29 protein-coding genes are annotated in these 25,729 nt (G+C 71.0%); 22 read left to right on the top strand and 7 right to left on the bottom strand.

The features are described 5' to 3' along the window. The first annotated feature begins 17 nt into the window (after window positions 1-17). The 5 genes from JOM49_RS15885 (at window position 18) to JOM49_RS15865 (ending at window position 5,317) form a co-directional block, all read left to right on the top strand. Window positions 18-1,205 (top strand): CaiB/BaiF CoA transferase family protein, encoded by a 1,188-nt coding sequence (locus JOM49_RS15885; RefSeq protein ID WP_209665051.1) that lies wholly within the window; start codon window positions 18-20, stop codon window positions 1,203-1,205. Beyond that, entirely contained in the window at window positions 1,202-2,020 is an 819-nt protein-coding gene (locus JOM49_RS15880; protein ID WP_209665050.1) for an HpcH/HpaI aldolase/citrate lyase family protein, read from the top strand. The genes JOM49_RS15885 and JOM49_RS15880 overlap by 4 nt, the downstream gene beginning before the upstream one ends. Window positions 2,021-2,048: 28 nt before the next feature. Further along, complete coding sequence (locus JOM49_RS15875) at window positions 2,049-3,395, top strand: TRAP transporter large permease subunit (RefSeq protein ID WP_209665049.1); 1,347 nt, start codon at window positions 2,049-2,051, stop codon at window positions 3,393-3,395. 15 nt (window positions 3,396-3,410) lie between these two features. Continuing rightward, entirely contained in the window at window positions 3,411-3,665 is a 255-nt protein-coding gene (locus tag JOM49_RS15870; protein ID WP_209665048.1) for a hypothetical protein, read from the top strand. Between the two features lie 110 nt (window positions 3,666-3,775). Beyond that, window positions 3,776-5,317, top strand: a complete 1,542-nt coding sequence (locus tag JOM49_RS15865; protein ID WP_209665047.1) for an ArnT family glycosyltransferase — start codon at window positions 3,776-3,778, stop codon at window positions 5,315-5,317. A gap of 4 nt (window positions 5,318-5,321) precedes the next feature. Here JOM49_RS15865 and JOM49_RS15860 read toward each other — a convergent pair whose 3' ends face one another. Continuing rightward, the gene (locus JOM49_RS15860) at window positions 5,322-5,753 is read right to left on the bottom strand and encodes a pyridoxamine 5'-phosphate oxidase family protein (protein WP_209665046.1); all 432 of its coding nucleotides are present in this window, start codon (window positions 5,751-5,753) and stop codon (window positions 5,322-5,324) included. A gap of 82 nt (window positions 5,754-5,835) precedes the next feature. On the opposite strand from JOM49_RS15860, the gene JOM49_RS15855 reads away from it, so the two are divergent. Further along, entirely contained in the window at window positions 5,836-6,774 is a 939-nt protein-coding gene (locus JOM49_RS15855) for an AraC family transcriptional regulator (protein WP_209665045.1), read from the top strand. Here JOM49_RS15855 and JOM49_RS15850 read toward each other — a convergent pair. Continuing rightward, a complete protein-coding gene (locus JOM49_RS15850; RefSeq protein WP_209665044.1) occupies window positions 6,764-7,630 on the bottom strand; it encodes an aminoglycoside phosphotransferase family protein in 867 nt (288 codons plus the stop codon). The genes JOM49_RS15855 and JOM49_RS15850 overlap by 11 nt on opposite strands. Window positions 7,631-7,865: 235 nt before the next feature. Between JOM49_RS15850 and JOM49_RS15845 the strand changes: the two genes are divergently transcribed. From JOM49_RS15845 to JOM49_RS15825, 5 genes are all read left to right on the top strand, one after another. Further along, window positions 7,866-8,435, top strand: coding sequence for a TetR/AcrR family transcriptional regulator (locus JOM49_RS15845; protein ID WP_209665043.1), 570 nt, complete (start codon window positions 7,866-7,868; stop codon window positions 8,433-8,435). A 9-nt stretch (window positions 8,436-8,444) separates the two neighbouring features. Further along, a complete protein-coding gene (locus tag JOM49_RS15840; protein ID WP_209665042.1) occupies window positions 8,445-8,876 on the top strand; it encodes a hypothetical protein in 432 nt (143 codons plus the stop codon). 27 nt (window positions 8,877-8,903) lie between these two features. Continuing rightward, a complete protein-coding gene (gene argG / locus JOM49_RS15835) occupies window positions 8,904-10,349 on the top strand; it encodes an argininosuccinate synthase (RefSeq protein WP_209665041.1) in 1,446 nt (481 codons plus the stop codon). A 79-nt stretch (window positions 10,350-10,428) separates the two neighbouring features. Next, entirely contained in the window at window positions 10,429-11,382 is a 954-nt protein-coding gene (locus tag JOM49_RS15830) for a zinc-binding dehydrogenase (RefSeq protein ID WP_209665040.1), read from the top strand. Window positions 11,383-11,482: 100 nt separating this feature from the next. Then, on the top strand, window positions 11,483-12,121 hold the full coding sequence (locus tag JOM49_RS15825) for a methyltransferase (RefSeq protein ID WP_209665039.1): 639 nt from the start codon (window positions 11,483-11,485) through the stop codon (window positions 12,119-12,121). Here the strand turns inward: JOM49_RS15825 and JOM49_RS15820 are convergent. Next, window positions 12,114-13,088: an iron-containing redox enzyme family protein gene (locus JOM49_RS15820; protein ID WP_209665038.1), complete on the bottom strand. Its 975-nt coding sequence runs from the start codon at window positions 13,086-13,088 to the stop codon at window positions 12,114-12,116. The genes JOM49_RS15825 and JOM49_RS15820 overlap by 8 nt on opposite strands. A gap of 2 nt (window positions 13,089-13,090) precedes the next feature. Beyond that, window positions 13,091-14,155 (bottom strand): carboxylate-amine ligase, encoded by a 1,065-nt coding sequence (locus JOM49_RS15815; RefSeq protein WP_245369341.1) that lies wholly within the window; start codon window positions 14,153-14,155, stop codon window positions 13,091-13,093. 98 nt (window positions 14,156-14,253) lie between these two features. Between JOM49_RS15815 and JOM49_RS15810 the strand changes: the two genes are divergently transcribed. From JOM49_RS15810 to JOM49_RS15800, 3 genes are all read left to right on the top strand, one after another. After that, window positions 14,254-15,915: a RecQ family ATP-dependent DNA helicase gene (locus JOM49_RS15810; protein WP_209665036.1), complete on the top strand. Its 1,662-nt coding sequence runs from the start codon at window positions 14,254-14,256 to the stop codon at window positions 15,913-15,915. 80 nt (window positions 15,916-15,995) lie between these two features. Continuing rightward, entirely contained in the window at window positions 15,996-16,316 is a 321-nt protein-coding gene (locus JOM49_RS44065; RefSeq protein ID WP_209665035.1) for a DUF6355 family natural product biosynthesis protein, read from the top strand. 115 nt (window positions 16,317-16,431) lie between these two features. Continuing rightward, window positions 16,432-17,076 (top strand): SDR family NAD(P)-dependent oxidoreductase, encoded by a 645-nt coding sequence (locus tag JOM49_RS15800; RefSeq protein WP_209665034.1) that lies wholly within the window; start codon window positions 16,432-16,434, stop codon window positions 17,074-17,076. A 5-nt stretch (window positions 17,077-17,081) separates the two neighbouring features. Here the strand turns inward: JOM49_RS15800 and JOM49_RS15795 are convergent, their stop codons facing one another. Continuing rightward, entirely contained in the window at window positions 17,082-17,444 is a 363-nt protein-coding gene (locus tag JOM49_RS15795) for a VOC family protein (protein WP_209665033.1), read from the bottom strand. 78 nt (window positions 17,445-17,522) lie between these two features. Between JOM49_RS15795 and JOM49_RS15790 the strand changes: the two genes are divergently transcribed. Together JOM49_RS15790 and JOM49_RS15785 are read left to right on the top strand one after the other, a co-directional pair. Next, complete coding sequence (locus JOM49_RS15790; RefSeq protein WP_209665032.1) at window positions 17,523-17,960, top strand: MarR family winged helix-turn-helix transcriptional regulator; 438 nt, start codon at window positions 17,523-17,525, stop codon at window positions 17,958-17,960. Between the two features lie 71 nt (window positions 17,961-18,031). Continuing rightward, window positions 18,032-18,589 (top strand): hypothetical protein, encoded by a 558-nt coding sequence (locus tag JOM49_RS15785; RefSeq protein ID WP_209665031.1) that lies wholly within the window; start codon window positions 18,032-18,034, stop codon window positions 18,587-18,589. On the opposite strand, the gene JOM49_RS15780 is transcribed toward JOM49_RS15785, so the two are convergent. Next, window positions 18,540-19,043 carry a GNAT family N-acetyltransferase gene (locus tag JOM49_RS15780; RefSeq protein ID WP_209665030.1) on the bottom strand — a complete coding sequence of 168 codons (504 nt, stop codon included), beginning with the start codon at window positions 19,041-19,043 and terminating at the stop codon, window positions 18,540-18,542. The two genes, JOM49_RS15785 and JOM49_RS15780, sit on opposite strands and share 50 nt — an antisense overlap. A 21-nt stretch (window positions 19,044-19,064) precedes the next feature. Between JOM49_RS15780 and JOM49_RS15775 the strand changes: the two genes are divergently transcribed. Further along, window positions 19,065-19,631 carry a helix-turn-helix domain-containing protein gene (locus JOM49_RS15775; protein WP_209665029.1) on the top strand — a complete coding sequence of 189 codons (567 nt, stop codon included), beginning with the start codon at window positions 19,065-19,067 and terminating at the stop codon, window positions 19,629-19,631. A gap of 55 nt (window positions 19,632-19,686) precedes the next feature. Continuing rightward, window positions 19,687-20,427, top strand: a complete 741-nt coding sequence (locus JOM49_RS15770) for a polysaccharide deacetylase family protein (protein WP_209665028.1) — start codon at window positions 19,687-19,689, stop codon at window positions 20,425-20,427. Here JOM49_RS15770 and JOM49_RS42975 read toward each other — a convergent pair. After that, window positions 20,396-21,472: a sensor histidine kinase gene (locus JOM49_RS42975; protein ID WP_209665027.1), complete on the bottom strand. Its 1,077-nt coding sequence runs from the start codon at window positions 21,470-21,472 to the stop codon at window positions 20,396-20,398. The two genes, JOM49_RS15770 and JOM49_RS42975, sit on opposite strands and share 32 nt — an antisense overlap. A 38-nt stretch (window positions 21,473-21,510) precedes the next feature. On the opposite strand from JOM49_RS42975, the gene JOM49_RS44060 reads away from it, so the two are divergent. From JOM49_RS44060 to JOM49_RS15745, 4 genes are all read left to right on the top strand, one after another. Beyond that, the gene (locus tag JOM49_RS44060) at window positions 21,511-22,137 is read left to right on the top strand and encodes a response regulator (RefSeq protein ID WP_209665026.1); all 627 of its coding nucleotides are present in this window, start codon (window positions 21,511-21,513) and stop codon (window positions 22,135-22,137) included. A 32-nt stretch (window positions 22,138-22,169) separates the two neighbouring features. Next, window positions 22,170-22,523, top strand: coding sequence for a PadR family transcriptional regulator (locus tag JOM49_RS15755; RefSeq protein WP_209665025.1), 354 nt, complete (start codon window positions 22,170-22,172; stop codon window positions 22,521-22,523). Next, on the top strand, window positions 22,520-23,155 hold the full coding sequence (locus tag JOM49_RS15750; protein WP_209665024.1) for a hypothetical protein: 636 nt from the start codon (window positions 22,520-22,522) through the stop codon (window positions 23,153-23,155). The genes JOM49_RS15755 and JOM49_RS15750 overlap by 4 nt, the downstream gene beginning before the upstream one ends. An 857-nt stretch (window positions 23,156-24,012) precedes the next feature. Continuing rightward, window positions 24,013-25,713, top strand: a complete 1,701-nt coding sequence (locus tag JOM49_RS15745) for a DUF885 domain-containing protein (protein ID WP_209665023.1) — start codon at window positions 24,013-24,015, stop codon at window positions 25,711-25,713. Window positions 25,714-25,729: the final 16 nt, after the last annotated feature.

Below are 25,729 nucleotides of genomic sequence, written 5' to 3'. Positions count from 1 at the left end.
CTTATAACTTATGAGTCATGAGCCCACTGTCGTCGCTCCGCGTCCTCGACGTCGCCACCCTGTTCGCCGGGCCGTCCGCGGCAGCCATGCTCGGGGACTTCGGCGCCGACGTGATCAAGATCGAGCACCCCCGCAAGGGCGACCCGGCCCGCGGGCACGGCCCGGCCGCCGAGGGCGCCGGACTGTGGTGGAAGTCCCTGGCCCGCAACAAGCGCGCCGCCGCGGTCGACCTGTCCTCCGCCGACGGCCAGCGCATCCTGCGTGACCTGGCCGCCCGCAGCGACGTGCTGGTCGAGAACTTCCGGCCGGGCACGCTGGAGCGCTGGGGCATCGGGCCCGCCGAACTGCACGAGCTCAACCCGCGGCTGGTGATCGCGCGGATGACCGGCTTCGGCCAGACCGGGCCGATGGCGAAGCGCCCCGGGTTCGGCACGCTCGCCGAGGCGATGAGCGGGTTCGCCTCCTCCACCGGGGAGCCGGACGGCCCGCCGGTGCTGCCGCCGCTGGCGCTGGCCGACGGCATCGCCGGGCTGGCCATGGCCTACGCGATCATGGTGGCGCTGGAGGCTCGCACGCAGACCGGGCGCGGGCAGGTCGTCGACCTGGCGATCATCGAACCGATCCTGGGCCTGCTCGGCCCGCAGGTCACCGCGTACCAGGCGCTCGGGGTGCTGCCGCAGCGCACCGGGAACCGGTCCAACAGCAACGCGCCGCGCAACACCTACCGCACGCGTGACGGCCGCTGGGTGGCGATCTCCACCAGCGCGCAGTCCATCGCCGAGCGGGTGATGCGCCTGGTGGGCCGGCCGGAACTGATCGACGAGCCGTGGTTCGCCACCGGGCAGGGCCGGGTCGCGCACGTCGACGAACTCGACGCCGCGGTCGCGGACTGGATCGCCGCGCGCGACAGCGAAGAGGTGATCACCGCCTTCGAAGAGGCGCAGGCGGCCATCGCGCTGGTCTACGACGCCTCCGACATCGTCAAGGATCCGCAGTACCAGGCGCTCGGGACGTTCCTGAACCTGCCGGACGAGGAACTCGGCGAAGTCACCCTCCAGAACGTCCAGTTCCGGCTTTCCGAGACACCCGGCGAGATCCGCTGGCCCGGCCCGGCGAAGGGCAGGCACACCGACGAGGTCCTGGGTGAACTCGGCTACGACGCCACCCGCATCGCGGACCTTCGGGAGCGGGGCGTGGTCGCGTGAGCACCCCGGCAACGGCACTGACCTGGCTCTACGTCCCCGGCGACCGGCCGGAACGGTTCGAGAAGGCCGCCGCGAGCGGGGCCGACGTGGTGCTCATCGACCTGGAGGACGCCGTCGCGCCCGCCGACAAGGACGCCGCGCGCGCCACCGTCGCCGAGTACCTCGCGCGACCGCACGACGGGCCGCCGCGGCACGTGCGGATCAACGACGGTGACCGCGGTCGCGCCGACCTCGCCGCGCTCGCGGGCCTCCCCGGCCTCTCCGCGGTCCGCCTGCCGAAGGTGGAATCGACCGCCCGGCTCGACGCGGTGCCCGGGGACTTCCCGGTGCACGTGCTGATCGAATCGGCACGCGGGCTCGCCGCGATGGACGAGATCGCCGCCCACCCCCGCGTCGCCGGTCTCGGCCTCGGGGAACAGGACCTGGCCTCGGCTCTGGCGCTCACCGCGCCGGAAGCGCTTGACCACCTGCGCCTGCGCGCGGTGCTCGCCGCCGCGGCCGCGGGCCTGCCCGCACCGGCCATGTCGGTGCACGCCAACGTCCGCGACGACGACGGGCTGCTGCACAGCACCCGCCGCGGCCGCGACCTCGGCATGTTCGGCCGCTCGGTGATCCACCCCCGGCAGATCCCGGTGGTGCGCCAGGCTTTCGCGCCGACCGACCAGGAGGTGGCCCGGGCCCGCGAAGTGGTCCTGGCCGCCGAAGCCACCGGCGCGCGCGGGGCGATCGCCCTGCCCGACGGCACCTTCGTCGACCAGCCGATCGTCGACCGCGCCCGCCGCGTCCTCGAACTGGCCGCGCGCCTGGCCGCCTGAACACCGCCCTCGTTACGAAGGAGTACTCATGGGCGTCGCCGTCTGGGCGCTGATCACCTACATCGCCGTCATCGTGGTCTGGAACGCCGTCCTCAAGCGCACCATCGGCGAGGCCATGGTGCTGGGCTTCGTGGTGGTCTGCCTGTTCGGCGGGACCGACGCGCTCTCGCTGGCCGCGGCGGGCATCGCCGACGCCGCCGCCGAAGAGGTCGTCTTCGCCGCACTGGCTTTCGTGTTCATGGGTTACCTGCTCACCGAACTGGGCCTGATCGACCGCCAGGTCACCCTGCTCAACGCCCTCTTCGGGCGGATGCGCGGCGGTTCGGGGTACGTCTCGACGGCCGCGTCCGCGTTGCTCGGCGGACCCGCCGGGTCCGGGTCCGGCATCGCGGCCTCGGTCGGCTCGGTGACCATCCCGTGGATGATCCGCTCGAAGTGGCGGCCGGACCTGGCGGCGAGCCTGGTCGCGGGCAACGCCGGGCTGGGCATCTCGATCCCGCCCAGCTCGTCGATGTTCCTGCTGCTCGGCTCGGCCGCGGTGGCCCCGGTGCTGACCGCCGACCAGTTGCTCGTCGGCGCGTTCGCCGGCGGGCTGTGGACGGTCCTCTACCGGTTCCTCGTGGTGTTCATCTGGGTGCGGCGGCACAGGATCGGCCGCGTCGAGCCCGAGGGCATCCTGCCGTTCCGGGTGGCGTGGAAGCAGGGCTGGACCTCGCTGCTGGTCTACGCCGGTATCGCGATCCCGGTGTTCCTCACCGTCGAAACCGGGCAGCAGCTGCTCGAAGGCTGGATCGGCGAGGACGCGGCCGGCGAGATCAGCATCGTGGTCTGGATCCCGGTGCTGATGATCATCGGCACCCTGCTGGTGGCCTGGCGGCGGCTGCCGCGCACGCGCCACGGGTGGAACGAGCTGCTGGGCGCGATGGCGCCGAAGTACGCGGTCATCGGCGCCACCCTGTTCTTCGCCTTCGCCGCGGCGGCCTGCCTCGGCGAACTCGGCCTGGTCGCCGAGCTGACCGGGCTGATGGCGCGGATCGACGCGCCCGCGGTGGTCATCGCCACGCTGGTCGGCCTGCTGATCGTGATCATCTCCGCGCCGCTGACCGGCACCGCGACCATCGCCGCGGTCGGCGGGGTCAGCTTCAGCGCGCTGGTGGCCGCGGGGGTGAACCCGGTCGCGGCGGCCGTGGCCATCCTGATCTTCGCCTCCACCGAGGGCGCCTCCCCGCCGGGCGCGGCGCCGATCTACATCGCCGGCGGGATCGCCGGGATCGACCCGGCCCGGATGTTCGTCCGGCTGATCCTCTGGTTCGTGCTGCCGGTGCTGGCCATCGGCGTGCTGGTGGCCGTCGGCCTGCTGCCCGTCTTCGCCTGAACCCTGGAGCCACTGATGAGTGAATCGCCCCTTCGCACCCTGCTCAAGCGCGTCACCATGCCGGTCTTCAAGCTCGGGCTGGTGGTGTTCCTGGTGCTCGGTGTGGTGCTCGTGCTCGGCCAGGCCGCCGGGCTCGTCGTCGGTGACGGCACGCTGGTCGAAGGCGTGGCCGGGGCGCTCGCGCTGCCGATGACCACCGCGGCCGCGGTGACCGGGCTGCTCGGTTTCCTGCTCTCCTACCTGCACCGCTGGTCGGCCGGCGAAGACTGAACCATGTGGTACCGCACACGTTTCTCCGGGAGGGGCGGGGCCTGGCAGGTACCGATCGGGGCGCTGTGGCAGCCTTGGTTGTCGTCCTCGACGCAGTTTCGGAGAATTCTTTGCAGACCACCGCCGTAGCCGAACGCACACCCGAGCCGGCGCCGGCCGCCGCGCCCCGGCTCGCCTGGCGCCCGGTCTCGGCCATCGCGGGCGCGGTGGCGGCGCTGCTGCTGGGCACCAGCTGGCGCTACGGGTTCTTCGGCGACGAGCTGTACTTCCGCGCCGCCGGGCGGCACCTGGGCAGCGGCCTGGCCGACCAGCCGCCGCTGGTGCCGCTGGTGGCCCGCGCGATGGACCTGCTCTTCGGCGATTCGGTGGTCGGCACCCGGCTGCCGGTCATCGCGCTGGTGGTCACCGGGGTGTACCTGTCCGCGCTGATCGCCAGGGAACTCGGCGGCGGCAAACTGGCACAACTGCTCACCGCCGGGGTCTTCGCGGTGTCGCCGTTCTTCATGTACGGCGCCGGGCACACGCTGTCCACCCAGTCCTTCGACTCGTTCTTCTGGACGCTGATCAGCTGGCTGCTCGTCCGCTGGGTGCGCAAGCGCGACGACCGGCTGCTGCTCTACGCCGCGCTCGCCACCGCGGTCGGCCTGCAGGCCAAGGCCATGCTGGTGGCGTTCTGGATCGGCATCGCGATCGCCGTGCTGCTGCTCGGCCCGCGCGTGATGCTGATCAAGAAGCAGCTGTGGCTGGGCGCGCTGGTGGCCGCCGCGCTCGCCGTGCCGTTCCTGCTCTGGCAGCGGGCCCACGACTGGCCGCAGGCGGCGATGACCGAGGTCGTGGCCAAGGAGATCGAAGCCGCGGGTGGCGGCAAGGAGACCTTCTTCCCGGTCGCCTACGCCTACGTCGCCGGGCCACTGGGCGCGGCGATGCTGATCGTCGGCGTCCTGTCCCTGCTCTTCGCGCCCACGCTGCGGCCGTTCCGCTTCTACGGTCTCGCCGCGGCGGGCATCATCGCCGCGTTCTGGTACAGCGACGGCCGCCCGTTCTACATGGCCGGGTTGTTCGTGGTCTGCTGGGCGGCCGCGGCGGTGGTGATCGAGCAGCGCAAGCCGAAACGCGCGCAGATCCGCTGGATCGCCGGGCCGATCTACGCGGTGTGCGGGGTGCTGATGCTGTGGGGCCTGCCCAGCGGGCCGCCGATCTGGCCGCTGTCCCATTTCGAAAACCAGCCGTTCAGCCCAGCCAACATGCACCTGGAAGAGTTCGGCTGGCCGCATCTGGTGGACGCGGTGGAACGCGCCTACAAGGCGCTGCCGGAATCCGAACGCGCCACCACGACCGTGCTCGCCGGGCACTACTGGCAGGCAGGCGCCCTCGACGAGTACGGCCCGGAACGCGGCCTGCCGCCGGTGCACAGCCCGCACCGCGGTTACTGGTACTTCGGCACCCCGCCCGAGACGGCCACCACCGCGCTCGTGGTCGGTTTCTCCCCTGCGGACGCCGAATCCATGTTCGCCGACGTCAAAGCGGTGACGCTGGTGGACAACGGGCAGCGGATCAACAACGGCACGCAGGGCCAGGCCGTCTTCATCTGCCGGGAGCCACTGCGGTCGTGGGCGGAGAACTGGCAGCGGATGAGCCCGATGCAGTCCTGAACGTTCAAAAGGTCACGCGCTTCACCGTTTCCGGGTGGATGACGAGGCGAACCTGGTCCGTGGCCAGGATTTCGGCGAGGTCGTCGGCGCGGGCGGGATCTTCGTCGGACTCCCAGTAGCGAGCGGCGAGGCGGACGCTCAGTTCGTGCGCGCCCTCGGGTTCCACCGTGGCGTGACCGGCGACCGAAACCCAGCGCTCCCGTTCGCCCACCGGAGCCGCGACGACGAGCGAAGCACGCGGGTCGCGTCGCAGGTACCGCACCTTGAGTGAGTCCGGCGCGGTGAACAACTGGACCTTGCCCTCGTCCGTGACCTCGAACCACACCGGCCGGGGCTGGGGTGGCACCGGGCCCCCGGCCATGGTCAGGAAGCCGTGCAGGGGGCGCTTGAGGAACTCGATGTCCTGGGCGGTCAGTGGGGAGTCGTCGGTGCTCATGACCTCGATTGAACACGTCCGGCTCGGACGAGCCCATGGGTAATAAGCCGGATTACCTGTGTGATCGTCTAAACTGACCGGGATGGACGCCTTCAGTGACCTGATTCGCGGGGTGCGGGCCCACGGCTCGCTGTTCGGCAGTTCGACGCTGTCCCCGCCCTGGGCACTGCACTTCGTGGACGGCGCGCCGCTGACCCTGTGCACGGTCCTCGCCGGGGGAGGCTGGATCGTCCCGGAGCACGGCCCGCCCGAGCCGCTGCGCGCCCGCGACACGGTCATCGTGCGCGGGCCGGGGACGTTCACCTTCGTCGACGAGGTCGGCACCGCGGCGGAACCGGTCGCGTGCGGCGAGGACTGCGCCACGCCCGAGCAGGGCGGAACCCGGCACCGGCTCGGCTGGTACGACCGCGACGGCGACGGTCCCGGCGCGACCACCCTCATCGTCGGCGCGTACCCCGTGCGCGGCGAACTCAGCCGCCGGCTGCTGGACGCGCTGCCCGTGGTACTGCGCGTGCCCGCCGGAGGCACGTCCGATCCGGTGCTGGACCACCTCGCCGACGAGCTCGCCGTCGACACGCCGGGCCAGCAGGTGGTGCTCGACCGGCTGCTGGACTGGATGCTGGTGTGCACGCTGCGCGAGTGGTTCGACCGGCCCGGCGGTGAGCCCCCGGCCTGGTGGGCGGCCCAGCGGGATCCGGTGGTCGGCCACGCGCTGCGCCTGCTGCACGCCGAACCGGCGGCCCCGTGGACGGTCGCCACACTGGCCGAGCGCACCGGGGTCTCGCGGTCGACGCTGGCCAAGCGGTTCGCCGAACTGGTCGGTGAACCACCGCTGACCTACCTCACCCACCTGCGCATGACGCTCGCCGCGGACCTGCTGGTCGAGCAGGACGCCGCGACCGTGGCGGACATCGCCCGGACCGTCGGGTACTCCGACCCGTTCGGGTTCAGCGCGGCGTTCAAACGGGTCCGGGGCGCCAACCCGAGCGAGTTCCGGCGCAGCGCGCTGGTCACCCGGTGAGCAGTTCACCGAGCACGTGGCGCTGATCGGCCCGCTGCGGGTCCTTGGCCAGCAGCAGCAGGGCCTTCCACAGCGCCCAGCCGCGCGCCCGCGCCCAGACGCCTTCGTCTTGGTCGACCGCCTCACGGAAGGCCTCGCGGCTTTCGCGGTCGAGCAGGGTCCAGGCGAGCACCAGATCGCAGGCCGGGTCACCGACGCCGGAGGTGCCGAAGTCGAGTACGGCGGTCAGCTTTCCGTTGTCCACCAACAGGTTGCCGTGAGCGATGTCGCCGTGGAACCACACCGGCTCTCCGGTCCACTCGGCTTCCAGTGCCTCCGCCCAGATGCGCGCGGCCGTTCCCGTGTCCACCTGACCGTCCAAGATGGACAGATAGCGCCGGGTGTCCTCGTCGTAGTGGGCGGGCGAGGCGCCACGGTAGAAACTGTGCCTTCCGGCGATCGGCCCGCCGGTGGTGTCGCACTGCTGGAGCGCGCGGATGAACTCCGCTACGGCGACGGCGAACGCAGGCAGGTCGTCGATGCGCTCCCGGCTGGCGGTCTCCCCGGGTAGCCAGCCGCGGATCGACCAGGGATACGGATAGCCCTCCCCCGGCACGCCCTCGCCCAGCACTTCCGGCACAGCCACCGGAAGCGCGGGCGCGAGCCGCGGGAGCCACTCGTTTTCCTTGGCCACAGCGGGTACGTAGCCCTCCGCGGTCGGCAACCGCACGCTCATCTCGTCGCCGAGGCGGTAAGTCCGGTTGTCCCAGCCGTCGACCTCGACCGGCGTCACCGGCAACCCACCCCACCGCGGAAACTGCGCGACGATCAGCCGCCGCACCAGCGCGGCATCAATCCCAGCACGACCATCAGACATCCCGCGATGATCGCCCCCAGCACCCCACCCCAGCAACACAATTACCCGCCCCCAGCCGAACCCCACACCCAGGCACCCGAACCCCACACTCGCCGCCCCCGACCGCACCTGACCAATGCTATGAGTGGGGCATTACTTGCAATGAACGCTAGTAATGCCCCACTCCTGGCATTCGGAGCGGTCGGCGAGGGGTGGCCGGGTTTACAATACAGGGCTGTACTGTATTGTAATGGGCATGAGTACCGCTGGGAGGCCCCGGAGCAAGGAGGCGGACGCGGCCATCTTGGCCGCCGGGCTGGAGTTGTTCCTCGAACGTGGCGCCGAGGCGTTCAGCATCGAGCAGGTGGCCAAGCGCGCCGGAGTCACCAGGGCGACGGTGTACCGGCGCTTCCCCGACAAGACGCGCCTACTGCTGGCCACGATCGAATCCGCCTACGGCAGTCCGCCGCGGAAACCGAAGATCCGCGACCTCGAACACCTGCTCACCGCGTGGGCACAGGTGCTCGCGGACCCCGCCCAGCGTCGCTTGCTAAGGCGCCTCTACGGCGCGATCGAGGACTACCCCGAGCTGGCCACCGCCTACCAGGCCCAGTTCGGCGAGGCCCGCGACGACGTCCGGCTGGCCGTGCTGGAGCAAGCCAGAGAACGGGGCCAGCTCCCCGCGGACACCGATCCGGCGGTGCTGCTCGACCTGCTCACCGGAGCGGGCTGGCAACACCTCGCCACCCGGCCGGACACCTGTTCCGCGGCCGAATGCGAACGATTCCTGCGTGCCGTCTGCCACCAGGCGGGTTACCGGAGTTAGGAGACAGCCATGACCGCGCACCAGCGCACCCGGGCGTTCGCCAGGGTCATCGGGCCCTACATCGCCGTGTTCACCACCGTCTACGCGATCCGGCTACCCGCGTTGCAAGGACTGGTCGCCGAGTTGTTCGCCGAGCAAGCCCTGATGCTGATGCTCGGCGCGCTCATGCTGGGCGGCGGGCTGGTGATCATCGGCGGCCACCGCAACTGGCGCGGCCCGCTGGCGGTCACCGTGTCGTTGTTCGGCTGGTTCGTCGCGCTGCGCGGCTTCCTGCTGATCGCCTTCCCCACGACCATCGAATCGGGCGTGGAGGCGACCTTGCTCTCGCCGACCGCGATGGTGCTGGCCCGGGTGTTCTTCGCCGCGCTCGCGGTGGTGGGCCTGGTCCTGACCTACGCGGGCTGGTTCTCCCGCCCCGGACGTGACCCCGAGTTTGCATGATTATGCCCTTGGATGCATACTCTTGCCATGTCCAAGGTTCTCACCTCCCTGCCCACCGGCGAACGGGTCGGCATCGCGTTCTCGGGCGGCCTCGACACCTCCGTCGCGGTCGCCTGGATGCGCGACAAGGGTGCGCTGCCGTGCACCTACACCGCCGACATCGGCCAGTACGACGAGCCCGACATCGCCTCGGTGCCCGGCCGCGCGACCGCCTACGGCGCCGAGATCGCGCGCCTGGTCGACTGCCGCGCGGCACTGGTCGAGGAGGGCCTGGCCGCGCTGAGCTGCGGCGCGTTCCACATCCGTTCCGCCGGCCGGGTCTACTTCAACACCACCCCGCTCGGCCGCGCGGTCACCGGCACCCTGCTCGTCCGGGCGATGCTCGAGGACGACGTGCAGATCTGGGGCGACGGCTCCACCTTCAAGGGCAACGACATCGAGCGGTTCTACCGCTACGGCCTGCTGGCCAACCCGCAGCTGCGCATCTACAAGCCGTGGCTCGACGCCGCCTTCGTCACCGAACTCGGTGGCCGCAAGGAGATGTCGGAGTGGCTGCAGGCCCACGACCTGCCCTACCGCGACAGCACCGAGAAGGCCTACTCCACCGACGCCAACATCTGGGGCGCCACCCACGAGGCGAAGACGCTGGAGCACCTCGACACCGGCATCGAGACCGTGGACCCGATCATGGGCGTGCGGTTCTGGGACCCCGAGGTGGAGGTCCCGGCCGAGGACGTCACCATCGGCTTCGACCAGGGCCGCCCGGTGAGCATCAACGGCAAGGAGTTCTCCAGCGCCGTCGACCTGGTGATGGAGGCCAACGCGATCGGCGGCCGCCACGGCATGGGCATGTCCGACCAGATCGAGAACCGGGTGATCGAGGCCAAGAGCCGCGGCATCTACGAGGCGCCGGGCATGGCGCTGCTGCACGCGGCCTACGAGCGCCTGGTCAACGCCATCCACAACGAGGACACCCTGGCCCAGTACCACAACGAGGGCCGCAGGCTCGGCAGGCTGATGTACGAGGGTCGCTGGCTCGACCCGCAGGCGCTGATGGTGCGCGAGTCGCTGCAGCGGTGGGTCGGCACGGCGGTGATCGGCGAGGTGACGCTGCGGCTGCGGCGCGGCGACGACTACTCGATCCTCGACACCACCGGCCCGGCGTTCAGCTACCACCCGGACAAGCTGTCGATGGAGCGCACCGAGGACTCGGCGTTCGGTCCCGGGGACCGGATCGGCCAGCTCACCATGCGCAACCTGGACATCGCCGACTCGCGCGCCAAGCTGGAGCAGTACGCCGGGCTCGGCCTGGTCGGCAGCACGCACCCGAAGCTGATCGGGGCCGCGCAGGCCGCGTCGACCGGCCTGATCGGGGCGATGCCGGAGGGCGGCGCCGAGGCCATCGCCTCCCGCGGCCGCGCCTCCAGTGACGAGATCCTGGACCGCGCCGCCATGGAGTTCGGTACCGACTGACCCACCCTCGTGGGTGCCCGGGCCGGGCACCCACGAGGTGCTTGACCTGAACCTTGGTTGAGGTTGTTCACTCGTCGTCATGTACGCGACGGTGTTGCACGAATACGGCCCGCCCGAGAACCTGCGCTACGAGCGGGTCCCGGATCCGGTGCCCGGGCCAGGCCAGGTGCGGATCGAGGTCCGCGCGGCCGGGGTTCACCTGATCGAGACCGTGATGCGCGCCGGGCTGTCGATCGACATGGCCCCGCCGCCGCCCGAGTTGCCCGCCGTGTTCGGCGGTGAGGTGGCCGGCACGGTCGAATCCGTCGGCCCGGACGTGGACCCGGCGTGGCTGGGGACGCGGGTGGTCGTCGGCGCGAGCAGTCCCGGCGGGTACGCGGAACTGGCCGTCGCCGAGGTGTCCGCGCTGCACCGGATCCCCGGCGATCTTGGCTTCGAGGCCGCGGTCGCCATGGTGGTCACCGGCACGACCGCGCTCGAACTGCTCGACGTCGCCCAGCTCACCCCCGCCGACACGGTCCTGGTGACCTCCGCCGCGGGTGGCGTCGGGCAGTTGGTCGTCCAGTACGCGCGTGACCTCGGTGCCACGGTGATCGGCGCGGCCGGTGGCCCGGACAAGGTCGAGATGGTGCGCGCGCTCGGCGTGGACCTGGCCGTCGACTACAACCAGCCGCACTGGGAGAAGACCGTCGGCGACCGGGTGGTCACCGCGGTGCTCGACGGCGTCGGCGGGGACAAGGGCAGGGCCGCCTTCGAACTGATCGCGGACGGCGGCCGGTACGTCACCATCGGCAACGCCTCGCAGGGCGACTTCACCCCGGACCCCGCTCGTGCCGTGACCACGACCAACGCCCTGATGGTGCTGCTCAGCCGACGCGCAGAAAGCCCGGCTTTCACCATCCGCGCCTTGGCCGCGGCGGCCGAGGGCAAGCTCGTGCCCGCCGTCCAGGCCTTCCCGCTCGCCGAAGCCGCCGCCGCACACGCCGCCCTGGAGAACCGGGCCACCAGCGGGAAGGTCGTGCTCGTCCCCTGACCGCGCGGACTCCGAAGTGGAACCACGGCACGCGCGTGAGTTTCGTTCGGTTTTCGCGTGGTACCTCCCGGAAGTGCGACGACTTGTGCGACTTCCGGGCGTGTACCGCCCGCAGACGGATACCCGACTGCTGACCAGGGCATTGGACGAAGCCGGGTTCCGCCCGGGTGTCCGGGTACTGGACCTGTGCACCGGATCGGGGGCCGTCGCCATGGCCGCCGCGCGTGCCGGAGCGGCCGAGGTGGTCGCGGTCGACCGCTGCCGCCGCGCCGTGCTCAGCGCGTGGCTCAACGGCAGGCTGAACCGGTTGCCGCTGAAGGCCTCGCGCGGCGATCTGTCGACTTGGGACGCGCTGGGCCGGTTCGACGTGGTGCTGGCGAACCCGCCGTATGTGCCCGCCGACCCGCGGCACCACCACGGCCGCGGGGTGGCGTGCGCGTGGGACGCCGGGCCGGACGGCCGCCGTTACGTCGACGCGTTGTGCGAGCGGGCGAACGACCTGCTCGAAGTGGACGGCACGATGCTCATGGTCCACTCCGACGTGTGTGATCCGGCGGTGACGCTGGACCTGTTGCGGGAGCGGGAGTTGAAGGCGTCGGTGGCCGCGCGCTGCGTGGAGCCGTTCGGGCCGGTCATGCGCGAACGCCGCGGCTACCTCGAACGAACCGGGCTGATCGAGCCCGGTCAGCAGTTCGAGGAGCTCGTGGTCATCCGCGCCGACCGGCCCGCGCTCAGCTGAGCGGAGCCCGCAGGGAGGAGCGGCCGGCGGCCCACGAAGACAGCAGGTGCTCGCCGAACCGCCCCTCCAGGAACTCCGTGGCCTGGATGCCGAACACCACGTCCGCCGCCAGTTCGGGTTCGTGCTTGAGCAGATCCCCGATCACGTCGTGGCGCAACACCTGTTCGTGCACGGCGTCGGCTTCGATGTGCTCGGTGTAGAAGTGGCGGCACGCCTCCGGACCGTCCAAACGCGACACCGCGGCCGCCATCCGCCGCGCGCTCGGCCCGGTGCTGATCTCGGCGGCGGCGAAGTGCCCCACCAGCGCGCCACGCAGGCCGCGGTGCAACCCGAACAACGACATGGCGTTCACCACGGCCAGCATCTGCGCGGGCGCGTTCTCCAGGTACGCCAGGTAACCGGAGTCGAGTCCGGCGGCGTCGAGCAGGTCCGCGAAGAGCTGCGCGTGCACCCGATCACCGCGCCCGCCACCGAATTCGTCGAACTCCACGGCCACCAGCGCCGCCTTCGCCTGCCCGCGCAGCCGCGGGATGACCCACGCGTGCGGGTCGGCTTCCTTGAGGTGGTAGATCGAGCGGTGCGCGAAGTACTCGTTGAGCTGCCACCACTCCCCCGAATCCTGCAGCAGGTGTGACACCCCGGTGCCGTCGACCGGTTCGACGAGCAGCTCGTTGATCTCCCCGTCCACATCGGACCCACCGGCCACCGCCGAGCGCAGGCCGTCGAGGAAGATCCGTTCCAGCTCACCCCGCAACCGGAGCAGGCCGGGGTCCCATTCCCACTCGGGGTCGACCTCGTCCCAGCCCTGGTAGTGCAGTTCGTAGCAGGTGTGCAGGGCCAGTTGCACATCCTCGGAGAACGGCTCGGCCGCGCTCACGCCACCGAGGTCCTCGTCCCGCCGGTCGTGCTTGAGCGCGTTGATCACCTTGGCGGACAAGGGACCTCGTGCGGTGGGCAGAACAGCCACCCTTACCTCCTCGTTACTTCACGAACTCGCATCAGCCGCGCCACCCCGGCCGGGCCGGCCTCGCGCTGCCGCCGCGCGCCGGTGCCGTGGTGGTGTACTTCTTCGACGAGCTGTTTCACCAGCGCCAGATCACCGTGTTCCTCCAGCGCGGGCCGCACGTGCACCAGCAGTTCGGCGACCAGCAGCGCGGCGGGTTTCGGACTTCCCGACCGGAGGTCCACGCCCCGGCCGTCCAGGCCGTACCGGGCCGCCGCCCACACCGCGGCGGCCGCGATCTGGGGTGACAACGCGGGTGCCTCGCGGCCCGCGGCCACTTCGGACAGCGCGGTGCCCACCAGCGCACGAGCCAGCAGGGCCTGCAACAGCGCCTCACCGACCGTGCCGGCGGTGTCCGCCGCCCGGAACTCGATGGTCGGGAACTTGCCCGACAACCGCGCCAGCCAGAAGCTCATCTGGCTGTCGATCAGCACGCCGCAGTCCACCAACCTCGAGACCTCACCCTCGTAGGCCTCGAGATCGGTGAAGTGCGGCGCCACCCCGGAACCCGGGAAACGGGACTGCTGCACCATGCGCCAGCTGCCGTACCCGGTGTCGCGGCCGGACTGGAAGGGGGAGTTCACCGAGAGCGCCAGCAGGCTCGGCAACCACGGCCCCAGGTGGTTCAGCACCGCCACGGCCTGCTCGCGGTCCGGCACTCCGATGTGGACGTGACAACCGCACGCTTCGTAGTCGTCGACCACCCCGCGGAAGCGCTCGTCGATCGCGCCGGCGCGCCCGCTCGAAGCGCTCGGCGGCGGTGACGGCCACACCGGGGTGCCGGTGGCCAGTGGCACCGCGCCCGCGGTGGCCGCGGCCTTCGCCACCAGTTCGCGCCCGGCGATCAACTGCTCCTCCAGGTCGGTGGCCGTCCGGCAGATCCCGGTCGCCACCTCGATCTGGGTGTCCCGCAGCTCCCGGCGGACCACGTCGTTCGCCGCCACCCGCAGCACGTCCTCGGCCACGGGCGCGGCGATCCCGCTTTCGGCGTGGGCGAGCAGGAACTCCTCCTCGACCCCCATGGTGGTCATGGTCATCGAGTACCCGGGGTCCGGCGATCGAACCGGCGGGCCCGCGTGCGCTGGGCCACTGGCTGTTTGCCGCCGGTTCGCGGTGGTATCTGACCGCGGTGAGCGACGAACACACCGCGGAACTGCGCCGGCTCGCCGAGCGGTGCTTCGGCTGGCCGGAGTTGAGCGACGAGCAGGTCGAAGCCATGGAGGCGGTGGTGGCCGGGCACGACGTGCTGGCCGTACTGCCCACCGGGGCCGGGAAATCGGCCATCTACCAGGTGCCCACGCTGATGCTCGACGGCCCCGCGCTGGTCGTTTCCCCGCTGCTCGCCCTGCAACACGACCAGATCAAGGGGCTCGTCGACAACGAGGTTCCCGAGGCCGTCGCGATCAATTCCGCGCAACGCGCCAAGGAGCGCGAAGAGGCCTGGGAGTCGGTGCGGTCGGGTGCCGCGGCCTACCTGTTCCTCGCGCCCGAGCAGCTGGCCAAGGACGAGGTGGTGGCGGACCTGGCCGAGCTGGGCGTGGCGCTGGTGGTGATCGACGAAGCCCACTGCGTCTCGGCCTGGGGCCACGACTTCCGGCCGGACTACCTGCGGCTGGGCTCGGTGATCGACCGGCTCGGCCACCCCCCGGTGGTGGCGCTCACCGCCACCGCGGCGCCCCCGGTGCGCGAGGACCTCGTGCGGCGGCTGGGCCTGCGCGAGCACCGGGAGGTGATCGCCAGTTTCGACCGGCCGAACCTGCACCTCGCGGTCCGGCGCCACACCGACGACCACGGCAAACGCGAAGCCGTGCTGGCCGAGGTCCGGGCGCTGACCGAGGATCCGGCCACCCGCGGTGGCCTGGTCTACGCGGCCACCCGCCGGGACACCGAGTTCTACGCGGACGAGCTCACGAAGTCCGGCATCCGCGCCGCGGCCTACCACGCGGGCATGAACGGCGACGATCGAACGCGCGTGCACCAGGCGTACCGCGACGGCGAACTCGACGTAGTGGTGGCGACTTCGGCGTTCGGCATGGGCATCGACAAGCCGGACGTGCGGTTCGTCGTGCACGCCTCCGCGCCGGACTCGCTGGATTCCTACTACCAGCAGATCGGCCGGGCCGGGCGGGACGGGGAACCGGCTCGGATCATCCTGTTCTACCGGCCGGAAGACCTGAGCGTGCAACGGTTCCTGACCGCGGCCAAAGCCCCGGAGGACACCCTCGACGCGATCGCCGGCGCACTGCGGTCCCACGGCGACCCGGTGTCCACAGAGGACTTGTCCGACGAGGTGGACGCCCCGGCCGCACGCCGCACCCGCGCGGTCAACCTCCTCGAACAAGCCGGTGTGGTCACCACCGACGAGCACGGCGAACTCGCCTACACCGACCCGGAACTGCCCGTGGACCAGGCACGCGAGCAGGCGCTGGAAGTGGCCGGACGGCACCAGCGGCTGATCCGGTCCCGAGTCCGGGTACTCAGCGAATACGCCGACACCACGGACTGCCGCAGGCGGCACCTGCTGGCCTACTTCGGGGAGCAACTGGCGGATCCGTGCGGCCGGTGCGACACGTGCGAAGCCGGGACCGCGTCGGCGGCACCGGCGGACTCCGCCGAATTCCCGGTCGGCGATCGGGTGCGCCACGCGGAATGGGGCGGCGGCGCCGTGCTGGCCGTGGACGAGGACCGGCTCACCGTGTTGTTCGACGACGTCGGGTACAAAACCCTGTCGCGCCAAGCCGTGCTGGAGAACGACCTGCTGCGCCCGGCGGGCACTTTCACCGAGGCCTGAATCCGCGAACAGCGGTTCCCGGACTGTCCTAGGCTCGCCACCGCTCAGTGTTTCCGGCTAGTTGGGGAGAAACGTTCCACGTGGGAATCAAACGTGCGGTCAGCGCGCTCGCGCTCGGCCTGATGACCCTCGGCGGCGGCCTGGTCGCCGCCCAGCCCGCGGTGGCGGCCCCGGCCGCGCCCGCCGACGTCTCGGCGCAGATGGGCTGCGGCTTCGGCGTGGTCGACGGGTGGGCGAAGTACAACCACTGCGGCAGCGGCTGGATCACCATCCGCGTCCGCTGGTTCATCGCGGGTGTGGCGGAGAAGGACCGCTGCGTCGGCCCGGGCATCACCAACCTGGAGGACGGCACACCCGCCGACCGCTTCATCACCAACGCCTGGTACATCGGCGGCTGCTGACGCGGGGTGCCCCCGCTGTGGGCGGTGTCGCACACCGCCCACAGCGGCTTGACCTTGACACCGGTGTGAAGGCCTACCGTCGCCGGGCACGGATCGAACCGACGGAGGAGTCGTCATGCCGGGAGCCATCATCATCGGAGCGGGACCGGGGATCGGCCGGTCGGTCGCCCGCCGGTTCGCCAGTGAAGGGCTGCCGGTCGCACTGCTCGGCCGGACCGCGGCCACGCTCGAAGCGGTGGCCGCCGGGATCGGCACCGAGACGCACATCCTGACCGCCGACAGCGGCGACGAGACTTCCCTGCGTGCGGCGCTCGACACCGCGATCGAGCGACTCGGCACGCCGGACGCGGTGATCTACAACGCCGCGATCATCCAGCCCGACGCACCCGGCGACCTGAGCGTCGACGAGCACTTGGCGGCGTGGAAGGTCAACGTGCTCGGCGCGCTGACCGCCGCCACGCACGTCGTGCCCGCGATGACCGGCGGCTCGTTCCTCATCACCGGCGGCATGCCGGAGCCGAAAGCCGACTACACCAGCCTTTCGCTGGGCAAGGCCGGCGTGCGCACGCTGGTCGAGCTGCTCGACCAGCGATACGGCCCCTCGGGTGTGCACGTCGCGTCGGTGACCGTGGCCGGACCGGTCGCGCCGGGCACCGCCTTCGACCCGGACGACATCGCCGAGCACTACTGGCACCTGCACACCCAGCCGCGGGCGGAGTGGGCGCGCGAGATCCTCCACAGTGGACTCACGACCGGCTGAACCGGTCAGCCGTCGTGCACGGTGATGGCGTAGCCCTCGGGGCCGGCGAAGGTGAAGGTCCGGCCGAAAGGACCGGTCTCCGGCTCGCGGAGCACGGTGATCCCGTCGGCGGCCAGCTTGTCGTGCAGCGCCTGGGCGTCGTCCGACCGGAACCACAGCGCGACGCCGGTACCGGGGCGATCGAGCGCGTCGAGATCGACTCCCGGCAACGGCTCGCGGACGGCGAACGGGATCGGCGTGGTGGCGAAGACGACCGCTCCCGGCGGTGCTGCGGGGGCCCGGCGCAGGCCGAGCTTCTCTTCGAAGAAGCGGGCGGCGTCCTCCACCGCACGCACCTGGAGGGCGACGAAATCGAGTCCGGTGAGCATTGCTGGAACCTCCGACGTGTCAGGACTTTGACATAGCCGAAGGTAGCCCGGCGGCCGGCGATATGTCAAACTCCTGACATGCCAGAAGACGTGACCCGGCGCCTCGGTTACCGCCTGAAGGGCGCGGCCGCCGCCCTGCGCGGCGCCATGGACAAGGCCCTGCGCACCCACGGCCTGACCGTGCCGCAGTACGCCTGCCTCGAACTGCTCGACCAGCAACCCGGCCTGTCCAACGCCGACCTGGCCAGGGGCACCTTCGTCACGCGCCAGTCGATGAACGTGGTGCTGCGCGGCCTCGAAGCCGAAGGCCTGATCACGCGGCCGGCCACCAGCGACCACGGTCGCGCGCTGCCCGCGCGCCTCACCGACGCCGGTCAGCACCGCCTCGACCAGGCACGCTCGGCCGTCTACTCGATCGACCAGCGCCTGACCGAGGCCATCCCCGAGCACCGGCGGGCCCAGTTCCTCGACGACCTGGACCGGGCGGCGGCCGCGGTGGCGGGATCTCAGCGGTAGTTGTCGTCACCGTCCGTGTTGCCCGGCCGGGATCCGCGACATCCTCGATCCATCGACAGCCGACGGAGAGGATGAGGAAGATGCGCCAGGCGATCGTCACCTTCTGGAAGGATTTCGCCTACGGGATCCACGCCGGGAACGCCATCCGGCACGGCCTGCCGGTGCCCGCCCGCCGGGGCGACCCGGTGCACGCCGCGTACCTGGACGGCCGGGATGTCCGCTGGCAGGCCGTTTTCGACCGCGAGATCGCCGCCGCGGGAACGGACGGCAGGCGCCGCCTGCTGGCGTTGTTCGAGACCCTGCGCGTGTGCACCGAGGACCCGGCGCTGACCGGCTGCACCTTCGCCGGGGTTCCGCCGACCGGCCCGTTCAGCCACCAGGTCATCCAGCGGCACGAGGACACGCTCAGTGACCGCATGACCGAGCTGGCTGCCGAAGCCGGCGCCCCGGACCCGGCCGCGCTGGCCGGGCACCTGCTCCTGGTCTTCCGCACCGCCGCGCTGCTGCACGAGACCGGCGCACGCCCCACCGCCGTGGCGGAGGCGGCCGCCACCGCGGCCGGGCTGATCGACAGCCACCTCACAGTTCCCGCTGGAACAACCGGGTATCGAGCCACCGCTCGAACTTGAACCCGACGTTCCGGAGGACCCCGGCTTCGGTGAACCCGCACTTCCGGTGCAGCGCCACCGAAGCCCCGTCCCCGGCGATCACCGCGATCACCTGGCGCATCCCGGCCGCACGGCACCGCTCGACCAGCGAGTCGAGCAGCAGCCGCCCCAAGCCCTTCCCGGTCCATTCCGGCGCCAGGTACACCGTGTTCTCCACCGTGTGCCGGTAGGCCGGTTTGGTCCGCCACGGTGCCGCGTAAGCGAATCCGGCCACGGCTCCGTCGACTTCCACCACCAGGAACGGCAAGCCGCGACCGGCCAGCTCCTCGGCTTTCTCCCGCCAGTGCGTGGTACTCGGCGGCACAGTTTCGAAGGTTGCCGTGGTGTGCTCGACGTAGTGGCCGAAGATCGCCGCCACCACGTCGAAGTCGGCGTCCGTTATCGATCGGACAGCCGCCTTCTCTATAGTGAACATGTCTGCACTATAGTGCACTGCGTGGATCTCGTAGACCTCGGTACACGCATCCAGGACCTGCGCACCGAGCGCGGCTGGACGCTGCAGGACCTCGCCGACTCCGCTTCGGTGAGCACCGGGATGCTGTCCGCCGTCGAACGTGGGCAGAAGGCGGCCACCATCGTCGTGCTCGCCCGGATCGCCGACGGCCTCGGCGTGCCCGTCGCCGACCTGCTCGCCACGCCCCGGCGCGTGGTGCTCCGGCGGGCCGCCGAGCAGGACGTGATCGACGAACCCGGCGGCTGGCAGCGCACGATCCTCAGCCCGGTGGTGCCCGGGGTGAACTTCGAATGGGTCCGCACCACGCTGCCCGCCGGACGCGACGCGGGGGTCTTTCCCGCCTACGCTCCCGGCTCGCACGAGTTCGTCGTGGTGGAATCGGGCGCCCTGCGCCTCACCGTCGGCGACACGGCACACCGGCTCGAACCCGGCGATTCGCTCTACTTCGCCGCCGACGCGCCCCACGGCTACGCCAATCCCGGCGACATCCCCTGCACCTACTACGTCGCGGCTTTGATCATGCGTCCCCGCCGCCCGGCGAGGACGTAGGTACTAGTACCAAGGCCGCTTCCGCGCCGCCGCCCGGAACCACCACCCTGCACGCATGCGCGTCCTCCCCGCTTCGCCGCGTGCCCGCAAACTGGTGGTGCTCGGCTTGATCGTCACCACCGTGCTGGCCGCTTCGGCCTACGGCCTCAACGTCCTCGTCAGCGCCCGCACCTTCCAGTTCTTCGGCGGCCTCACCCACCGGGTCGAGGTGCCGGACAAGCTGGTGGCACTCACCTTCGACGACGGACCCGACCCGGCCGGCACCGGCGAACTGCTCGAAACCCTGGCCACCGCGGCTGTCCCGGCCACCTTCTACCTCACCGGCCGGGAACTGGAGCGGCAACCGGGACTGGGCGCGCGGATCGCGCAGGCGGGGCACGAGATCGGCAACCACAGCTACTCGCACGAGCGCATGGTGTTCGTGACCCCTCGCACGGTGGCCGACGAGGTCGAACGCACCGACACGCTGATCCGGCGGACCGGCTACCGGGGTGAGATCACCTTCCGCCCGCCCAACGGCAAGAAGTTCCTGGCCCTGCCGCACTATCTCTCCCAGCGGCAGCGCCAGACGATCATGTGGGACGTCGAACCGGACTCCTACGCCGAGGTCGCCGCCAGCCCGTCCGGGATCGTCGAGCACGCCGCCGAGCACACCCGGCCCGGCTCGATCATCCTGCTGCACGCCATGTACCAGAGCCGGACCACGAGCAGGCAGGCCGTCGCCCCGCTGGTCCAGCGGTTGCGGGGCCTCGGCTACCGGTTCGTCACGGTGTCGGAACTGCTGGCACGGGAATGACCGCCCGGACCACCCAGCGCCGCCCGCGCGGACCGGCTTCCAGCCGTCCGCCGTGTTCCGCCAGCTCGGCGGTCAGGCTCGCCAGCCCGAAACCGCTGCCCTCAGCCGATTTCGCCACCGAGTGCAGGTCGCTGACGATCTCCACCTGCGACTCGCGGTCGCGGATCCGGGTGCTGATCCGGACCCGCGTGCCGGGACCGGCGTGCCGCAGCGCGTTCGTGGCCGCCTCCGCGATCACCCGCCCGGCCAGCGCCCCGGCGACCCCGTCCGGCAGGTCCACGGGTTCTTCGGGCAGCACGAGACCGGCGGCACGCAAGCGTTCGAGCAGTTCGGGCAGTTCGGGCAGTTCGGCGGTCACCGCGCCGGGGTGCTCGTCGTCCTCCGCCAGGTCCCGGAGGGTCTGCCGCACCTCGGTCAGCGCTTCCCGGCCCGCGCTGAGTATCGCGTCCACGCGCTTGCGGTCAGCACCGCTGAGTTCACTGGTGGCGCGCAAGGCTTCGGCCTGCACGAGCATCACCGTGGTGGTGTGGGCGAGCGTGTCGTGCAGCCGCCTCGCCGTGCGCTCCCGGCGTTCCGCAGCGGCGCGCTCCACTTCGTGCCGGGCGATGCGCGCACGATCAGCCACGTGCCGCCTTCGTTCCAGTCCCAGCGTCCACGCCAGGCCGAACACCACCAGGGCCAGCAGGGTGCCCTCCACCAGGCCCTTGACCTCGCCCATCACCACCGCCACCGCCACGGCGACCCCACCCGCGATGCTCCAGCGCACGGCTTGGCGGGGTGCCGCGGCCACGGTGTAGAGGCCGAGCAGGACGGGCACGTACGCGACGTTGCGGGGCGGGCCGAGGAGCAACTGGGCCACGGTCGCCGCACCGACGACCGCGAGCACGACGCCGGGCGCCTGCCGCCGCACGGCGAGCGGCAGGAGTTGCACGGCACCCGCCAGCACCGCCTGCCAGCTCCCCGTGCCGAGGCCGCTGGCCCAGAGCAGCGCGCCGACCAGCACGATCATGCCGACGTCCGAGCGGGCGCGGAACTGGCTGAGCACGTCCCGACAGTAGAGTGCGGGGCATCGAGGTGATCTCCGTGGTTCGTGTCGTGGTGGTCGACGACCACGCGCTGGTCCGGGAAGGGCTGGCGATGGTGCTGGCCGCGCAGCCGGGCATCGCCGTGGCCGCGCAGTGCGCCGGCGGCGCGGAACTGCTGGCGTTCCTGGCTTCCGGCGAACCGGTCGACGTGGTCCTGCTCGACCTCTACCTGCCCGGAATGGACGGTCTGGAGACACTCCGGGTGCTGCGGGAGCGGCTGGCCGAGCCGCCGCCCGTGCTGATGCTGACCACCATCGGGCGACGGCACGAGATCCGGCAGGCACTGGCCCAGGGTGCGGCCGGGTTCGTGGTGAAGGACGCCACGGGGGCGGAACTGGCCGCCGCCGTTCGTGGCGCACATGAAGGAATCACCGTGATCAGCCCGTCCGCCGCGGCGACGCTGTGCGGCAGCCCCGACCCCGGCTTGACGCCACGCGAACGGGAAGTGTTGTCGCTACTGGGTTCCGGACTGTCCAATCGGGACATCGCGCGCCGGCTCGGGCTGGCCGAGCGCACGGTGAAGGTGCACGTCGGCAACGTCCTGGCCAAGCTCGGCGTGACCAGCCGGACCCAGGCGGCCCTGCGCGCCGAAGCCCTCCTCGGCGGCTCCCACCAGGGACGTTGACTTATCGGAAGATATCTTCCTATACTCGTCCCATGCCGCGCCGGAAGCCGGGCAGCCTGCTGCCTCTCGAGACCGAAATCCTCGCAGCCGCGTTGTCGGCCGAACGCCCTGGACAGACCACCTTCCACGGGTTCGGCCTCGCGCAGGTCATGCGGGAGCAGAGTGGATCATCGGCGCTGACCAGCCACGGAACTCTGTACAAAGCCCTGGGCAGGCTGGAGGAATTCGGCCTGCTCACCTCCACCTGGGAGGACGCGGCCGAAGCCGAAGGCCGCCCACGCCGACGCCTGTACGAACTCACCCCGAAGGGAGCCCAAGTGGCCACCCAAGCCCAAGCCGCCCGGGCCACCCGGTTCGCGCCGCGCATCGCCCCGGAGTCCGCATGACGCCGGAACGCGCGGCCGCACTAGTGGGCCGCTGGGTGCGGTTCTACACCAGGGACCTGCCCACCCCGATCGCCGAACGACGCATCGCCGAGCTCGACGCCGACCTGCACGACCACCTCGCGCACGAACGCGCCACCGGCACCGGCGACAGCCGCATCGCGCTCGGTGTCCTGTCCCGCATGCTCCGCGGCCTCCCGGCCGACTACTCCTGGCGGAGCCACCTGTTCCAGATCCACCTACCGGAGAACGTGATGAAGAAGCAGAAGACCGCCTACAGATCCGCCGTCGTCGTCGCCCTGTTCGCGGCGCTGACCCTGCTGTGGGGCCTGGGCGCGGTCGGCCTCATCGGCGTCGAAGGCGACCGGGCCGACCTGATGTACCTGGGCGTACTGGCCGTCGGCGTCGTCGGCACCCTCGCCGCCCGCTTCCGCCCGGCGGGCATGTCGCGCGCCCTGCTCGCCACCGCGGCCGCCACCGCCGTGGTCGCCGTGATCGCCTTCGCCCTGGGCAAACACCACTCCCCCGCCACGTCCGTCCTCGAACTACTGGGCCTGAACGCCTTCTTCACCACCCTCTTCGCCGCCTCCGCCTACCTCTTCCACCAAGCCACCCCCCACCCCACCCACCCCTAACCCCGCCCACACCCGAACCCCACGTTCAGACACCCGAACCCCACACTCGCGAAGCCGAACCCCACGTTCAGACACCCGAACCGCACACTCGCGAAGCCGAACACCACACTCCTGCAGCCGAGTCGCACATTCGCGCAACCGAGTTGGACACTCGCACGCCAATCCCCACGCTCGCCAAGCCAAGGCCCGCACCGCCGAAGCCGAGTTACACACTCGGGGACCCGAAACCCACGTTCAAACACTCGAACCCCACGTTCGCGCAACCGAGTCCAACGTTCACGCGCCCGAACCCCACACTCACGAAGCCGAGCTTCACCTTCAGGCACCCGAGTTCCACATTCCCGCAGCCGAAACCCGCGCTCAGGTAGCCGAGTTCCACATTCAGGCAGCCGAGTTCAGCCCTTCGGCGAAGGACAGGCATCGAATGCGAATTGGCCGTATCGATTGCGTGAGCCGGGGTAGGCGAGTGCGGAACATGTTCGCCGAACGTCGGCTTGGTCACTCGGCCGTCGCTTCGCCCGCCCGAACGCAGGCTCCCCGCCCGAACGCAAAACCCCTCCGCTCGGGCATGGGATTCGCCCGCTCGGTCGTGGAGTTCGACTGCCCGAACGTGGAACTCGGGTGCTCGAACGTAGAACTCGGGTGCCTGAACGTGGGGTTCGGGTGCCTGAACGTGGGGTTCGGGTGCCTGAACGTGGGGTTCGGGTGCCTGAACGTGGGGTTCGGGTGCGGGAGTGTGGGGTTCGGGTGCGGGAGGGGGAAGCCACCGGGATGAGAGGGCACCGGCCAAGGGGGGGTCAACCAGGGCCTCTGCGGCACCTGGCTCAGAGGGGGGCTTCTGGGCCACGATGGAGCCCATGTCCAACCCAGTCCGCGCGATCCGCGAACTCGCTGACGCCTATGCCGACGACCTGGCCGAGCTGAATCCGATCATCGGCACCATGACCGGGCTGAGCCCCGGGGAGGACCGGTTGCCTGACTTTTCTCCCGAGGGGCACCAGGCTCGCGCCGAGCTTGATCGTCGTACGTTGGTGAAGCTTGGCGAGTTGACCGGGAAGGAGCCGGGCGACCCTGACGAGCGGCGGTGTGCGCGGCTCTTGCGGGAACGGCTCGAATCGAACCTGGCAGTGGGCGAGTCCGGGGAGCACCTGCGTGACGTGTCCAACATCCTCGGGCCCGTGCACGTCACCCGCCTGGTGTTCTCGATGATGCCGACGACCGACGTGGACGACTGGGCGGTGATCGCCCGGCGGATGGCCAATGTGCCGGCGACGTTGGCGGGCTACACCGAGTCGCTGCGGGCTGGGGCGGCGAAGGGGCTCACCGCGGCGCCGCGGCAGGTTCGTACGTTGGCTGGGCAGTTGGGCGACTGGGCCGCAGTCGCCGACGGGCGTGGCTGGTTCGCCGAGTTCGCCACACGAGCCACAAAAGCCGCACAAGAACTGCCGCACCCCCTCCGCACCGACCTCGATCGGGCCGCCGCACAAGCCGGGGAAGCCGTAAGCAGACTGAGCCGCTGGCTGTCCGAGGACTACCTGCCACGCACCGAGGGCACACCAGACGGTGTCGGCGCTGATCGGTACCAGGTGACCGCCCGCCAGTGGACCGGCGCCAACCTCGACCTCACCCAGGCCTACGAGTGGGGCTGGACCGAATTCCACCGGCTGCAAGCGGAGATCACCGAGGAAGCCGCGAAGATATTGCCCGGCGCCCCGGTCGCCGAGGCGATGGCCCACCTCAACCAGCACGCCGAGCGCTTCGAGGGCGTCCCCGCCATCCTCGCCCGGCTGCAGGCGCTGATGGACGAGGCCATCACCGAACTCGACGGCACGCACTTCGACCTCGCCGAGCCGATCCGCCGCGTGGAGGCCCACGAGGCACCCACGGGCAGCGCCGCCGCGCCGTACTACGTCCGTCCCGACCGGTCCTTCAGCCGCCCCGGCCGCACCTACCTGCCCACCCTTGGCCGCACCACTTTCCCGCTGTGGAACCTGGTCAGCACCTGGTACCACGAGGGCGTGCCGGGACACCACCTGCAACTGGCGCAGTGGGCACACCTCAGCGACCGGCTCTCGCTGTTCCAAGCGGGCATCGGCGCGGTCAGCGCGTGCACCGAAGGCTGGGCCCTCTACGCCGAGCGGCTGATGGACGAACTCGGCTACCTGCGCGAACCCGGCGCCCGGCTCGGCTACCTGGAGGGCCAACTGCTCCGGGCCATCCGGGTGGTCATCGACATCGGCATGCACCTGCGACTGCCGATCCCCGCCGGCTCACCGGTCGGCGCCGGGCAGCGCTGGACGCCGGAACTCGGCCGCGCCCTGTTCGCCGAGTACAGCAGCGAACCGGACGCCTACATCGACAGCGAGATCACCCGCTACCTCGGCCGCCCCGGCCAGGCGATCAGCTACAAACTCGGCGAGCGAGCCTGGCTGGCCGGCCGCGAAGCCGCCCGCATCGCCCGCGGGGCCGAGTTCGACGCCAAGGCGTGGCACATGGCGGCCTTGTCGGCGGGCTCACTCGGCCTGGACGACCTGACCGACGAACTGGCCGCGCTGTGACCCGTACCGTGATCGT

This window comes from Amycolatopsis magusensis, from assembly GCF_017875555.1.
In the GTDB taxonomy this organism is placed as follows: domain Bacteria; phylum Actinomycetota; class Actinomycetes; order Mycobacteriales; family Pseudonocardiaceae; genus Amycolatopsis; species Amycolatopsis magusensis.
This window is presented reverse-complemented; position numbering and strand designations above follow the sequence as displayed.

Excerpts from the sequence above, each read along its gene's own strand:
- JOM49_RS15885 (WP_209665051.1), top strand. The coding sequence starts at position 18 with ATGAGCCCACTGTCGTCGCTCCGCGTCCTCGACGTCGCCACCCTGTTC.
- JOM49_RS15875 (WP_209665049.1), top strand. The coding sequence starts at position 2,049 with ATGGGCGTCGCCGTCTGGGCGCTGATCACCTACATCGCCGTCATCGTG.
- JOM49_RS15870 (WP_209665048.1), top strand. The coding sequence starts at position 3,411 with ATGAGTGAATCGCCCCTTCGCACCCTGCTCAAGCGCGTCACCATGCCG.
- JOM49_RS15860 (WP_209665046.1), bottom strand. The coding sequence starts at position 5,753 with ATGAGCACCGACGACTCCCCACTGACCGCCCAGGACATCGAGTTCCTC.
- JOM49_RS15855 (WP_209665045.1), top strand. The coding sequence starts at position 5,836 with ATGGACGCCTTCAGTGACCTGATTCGCGGGGTGCGGGCCCACGGCTCG.
- JOM49_RS15850 (WP_209665044.1), bottom strand. The coding sequence starts at position 7,630 with ATGTCTGATGGTCGTGCTGGGATTGATGCCGCGCTGGTGCGGCGGCTG.
- JOM49_RS15845 (WP_209665043.1), top strand. The coding sequence starts at position 7,866 with ATGAGTACCGCTGGGAGGCCCCGGAGCAAGGAGGCGGACGCGGCCATC.
- JOM49_RS15840 (WP_209665042.1), top strand. The coding sequence starts at position 8,445 with ATGACCGCGCACCAGCGCACCCGGGCGTTCGCCAGGGTCATCGGGCCC.
- argG (WP_209665041.1), top strand. The coding sequence starts at position 8,904 with ATGTCCAAGGTTCTCACCTCCCTGCCCACCGGCGAACGGGTCGGCATC.
- JOM49_RS15830 (WP_209665040.1), top strand. The coding sequence starts at position 10,429 with ATGTACGCGACGGTGTTGCACGAATACGGCCCGCCCGAGAACCTGCGC.
- JOM49_RS15815 (WP_245369341.1), bottom strand. The coding sequence starts at position 14,155 with ATGACCACCATGGGGGTCGAGGAGGAGTTCCTGCTCGCCCACGCCGAA.
- JOM49_RS15800 (WP_209665034.1), top strand. The coding sequence starts at position 16,432 with ATGCCGGGAGCCATCATCATCGGAGCGGGACCGGGGATCGGCCGGTCG.
- JOM49_RS15795 (WP_209665033.1), bottom strand. The coding sequence starts at position 17,444 with ATGCTCACCGGACTCGATTTCGTCGCCCTCCAGGTGCGTGCGGTGGAG.
- JOM49_RS15790 (WP_209665032.1), top strand. The coding sequence starts at position 17,523 with ATGCCAGAAGACGTGACCCGGCGCCTCGGTTACCGCCTGAAGGGCGCG.
- JOM49_RS15785 (WP_209665031.1), top strand. The coding sequence starts at position 18,032 with ATGAGGAAGATGCGCCAGGCGATCGTCACCTTCTGGAAGGATTTCGCC.
- JOM49_RS15780 (WP_209665030.1), bottom strand. The coding sequence starts at position 19,043 with ATGTTCACTATAGAGAAGGCGGCTGTCCGATCGATAACGGACGCCGAC.
- JOM49_RS15770 (WP_209665028.1), top strand. The coding sequence starts at position 19,687 with ATGCGCGTCCTCCCCGCTTCGCCGCGTGCCCGCAAACTGGTGGTGCTC.
- JOM49_RS15755 (WP_209665025.1), top strand. The coding sequence starts at position 22,170 with ATGCCGCGCCGGAAGCCGGGCAGCCTGCTGCCTCTCGAGACCGAAATC.
- JOM49_RS15750 (WP_209665024.1), top strand. The coding sequence starts at position 22,520 with ATGACGCCGGAACGCGCGGCCGCACTAGTGGGCCGCTGGGTGCGGTTC.
- JOM49_RS15745 (WP_209665023.1), top strand. The coding sequence starts at position 24,013 with ATGTCCAACCCAGTCCGCGCGATCCGCGAACTCGCTGACGCCTATGCC.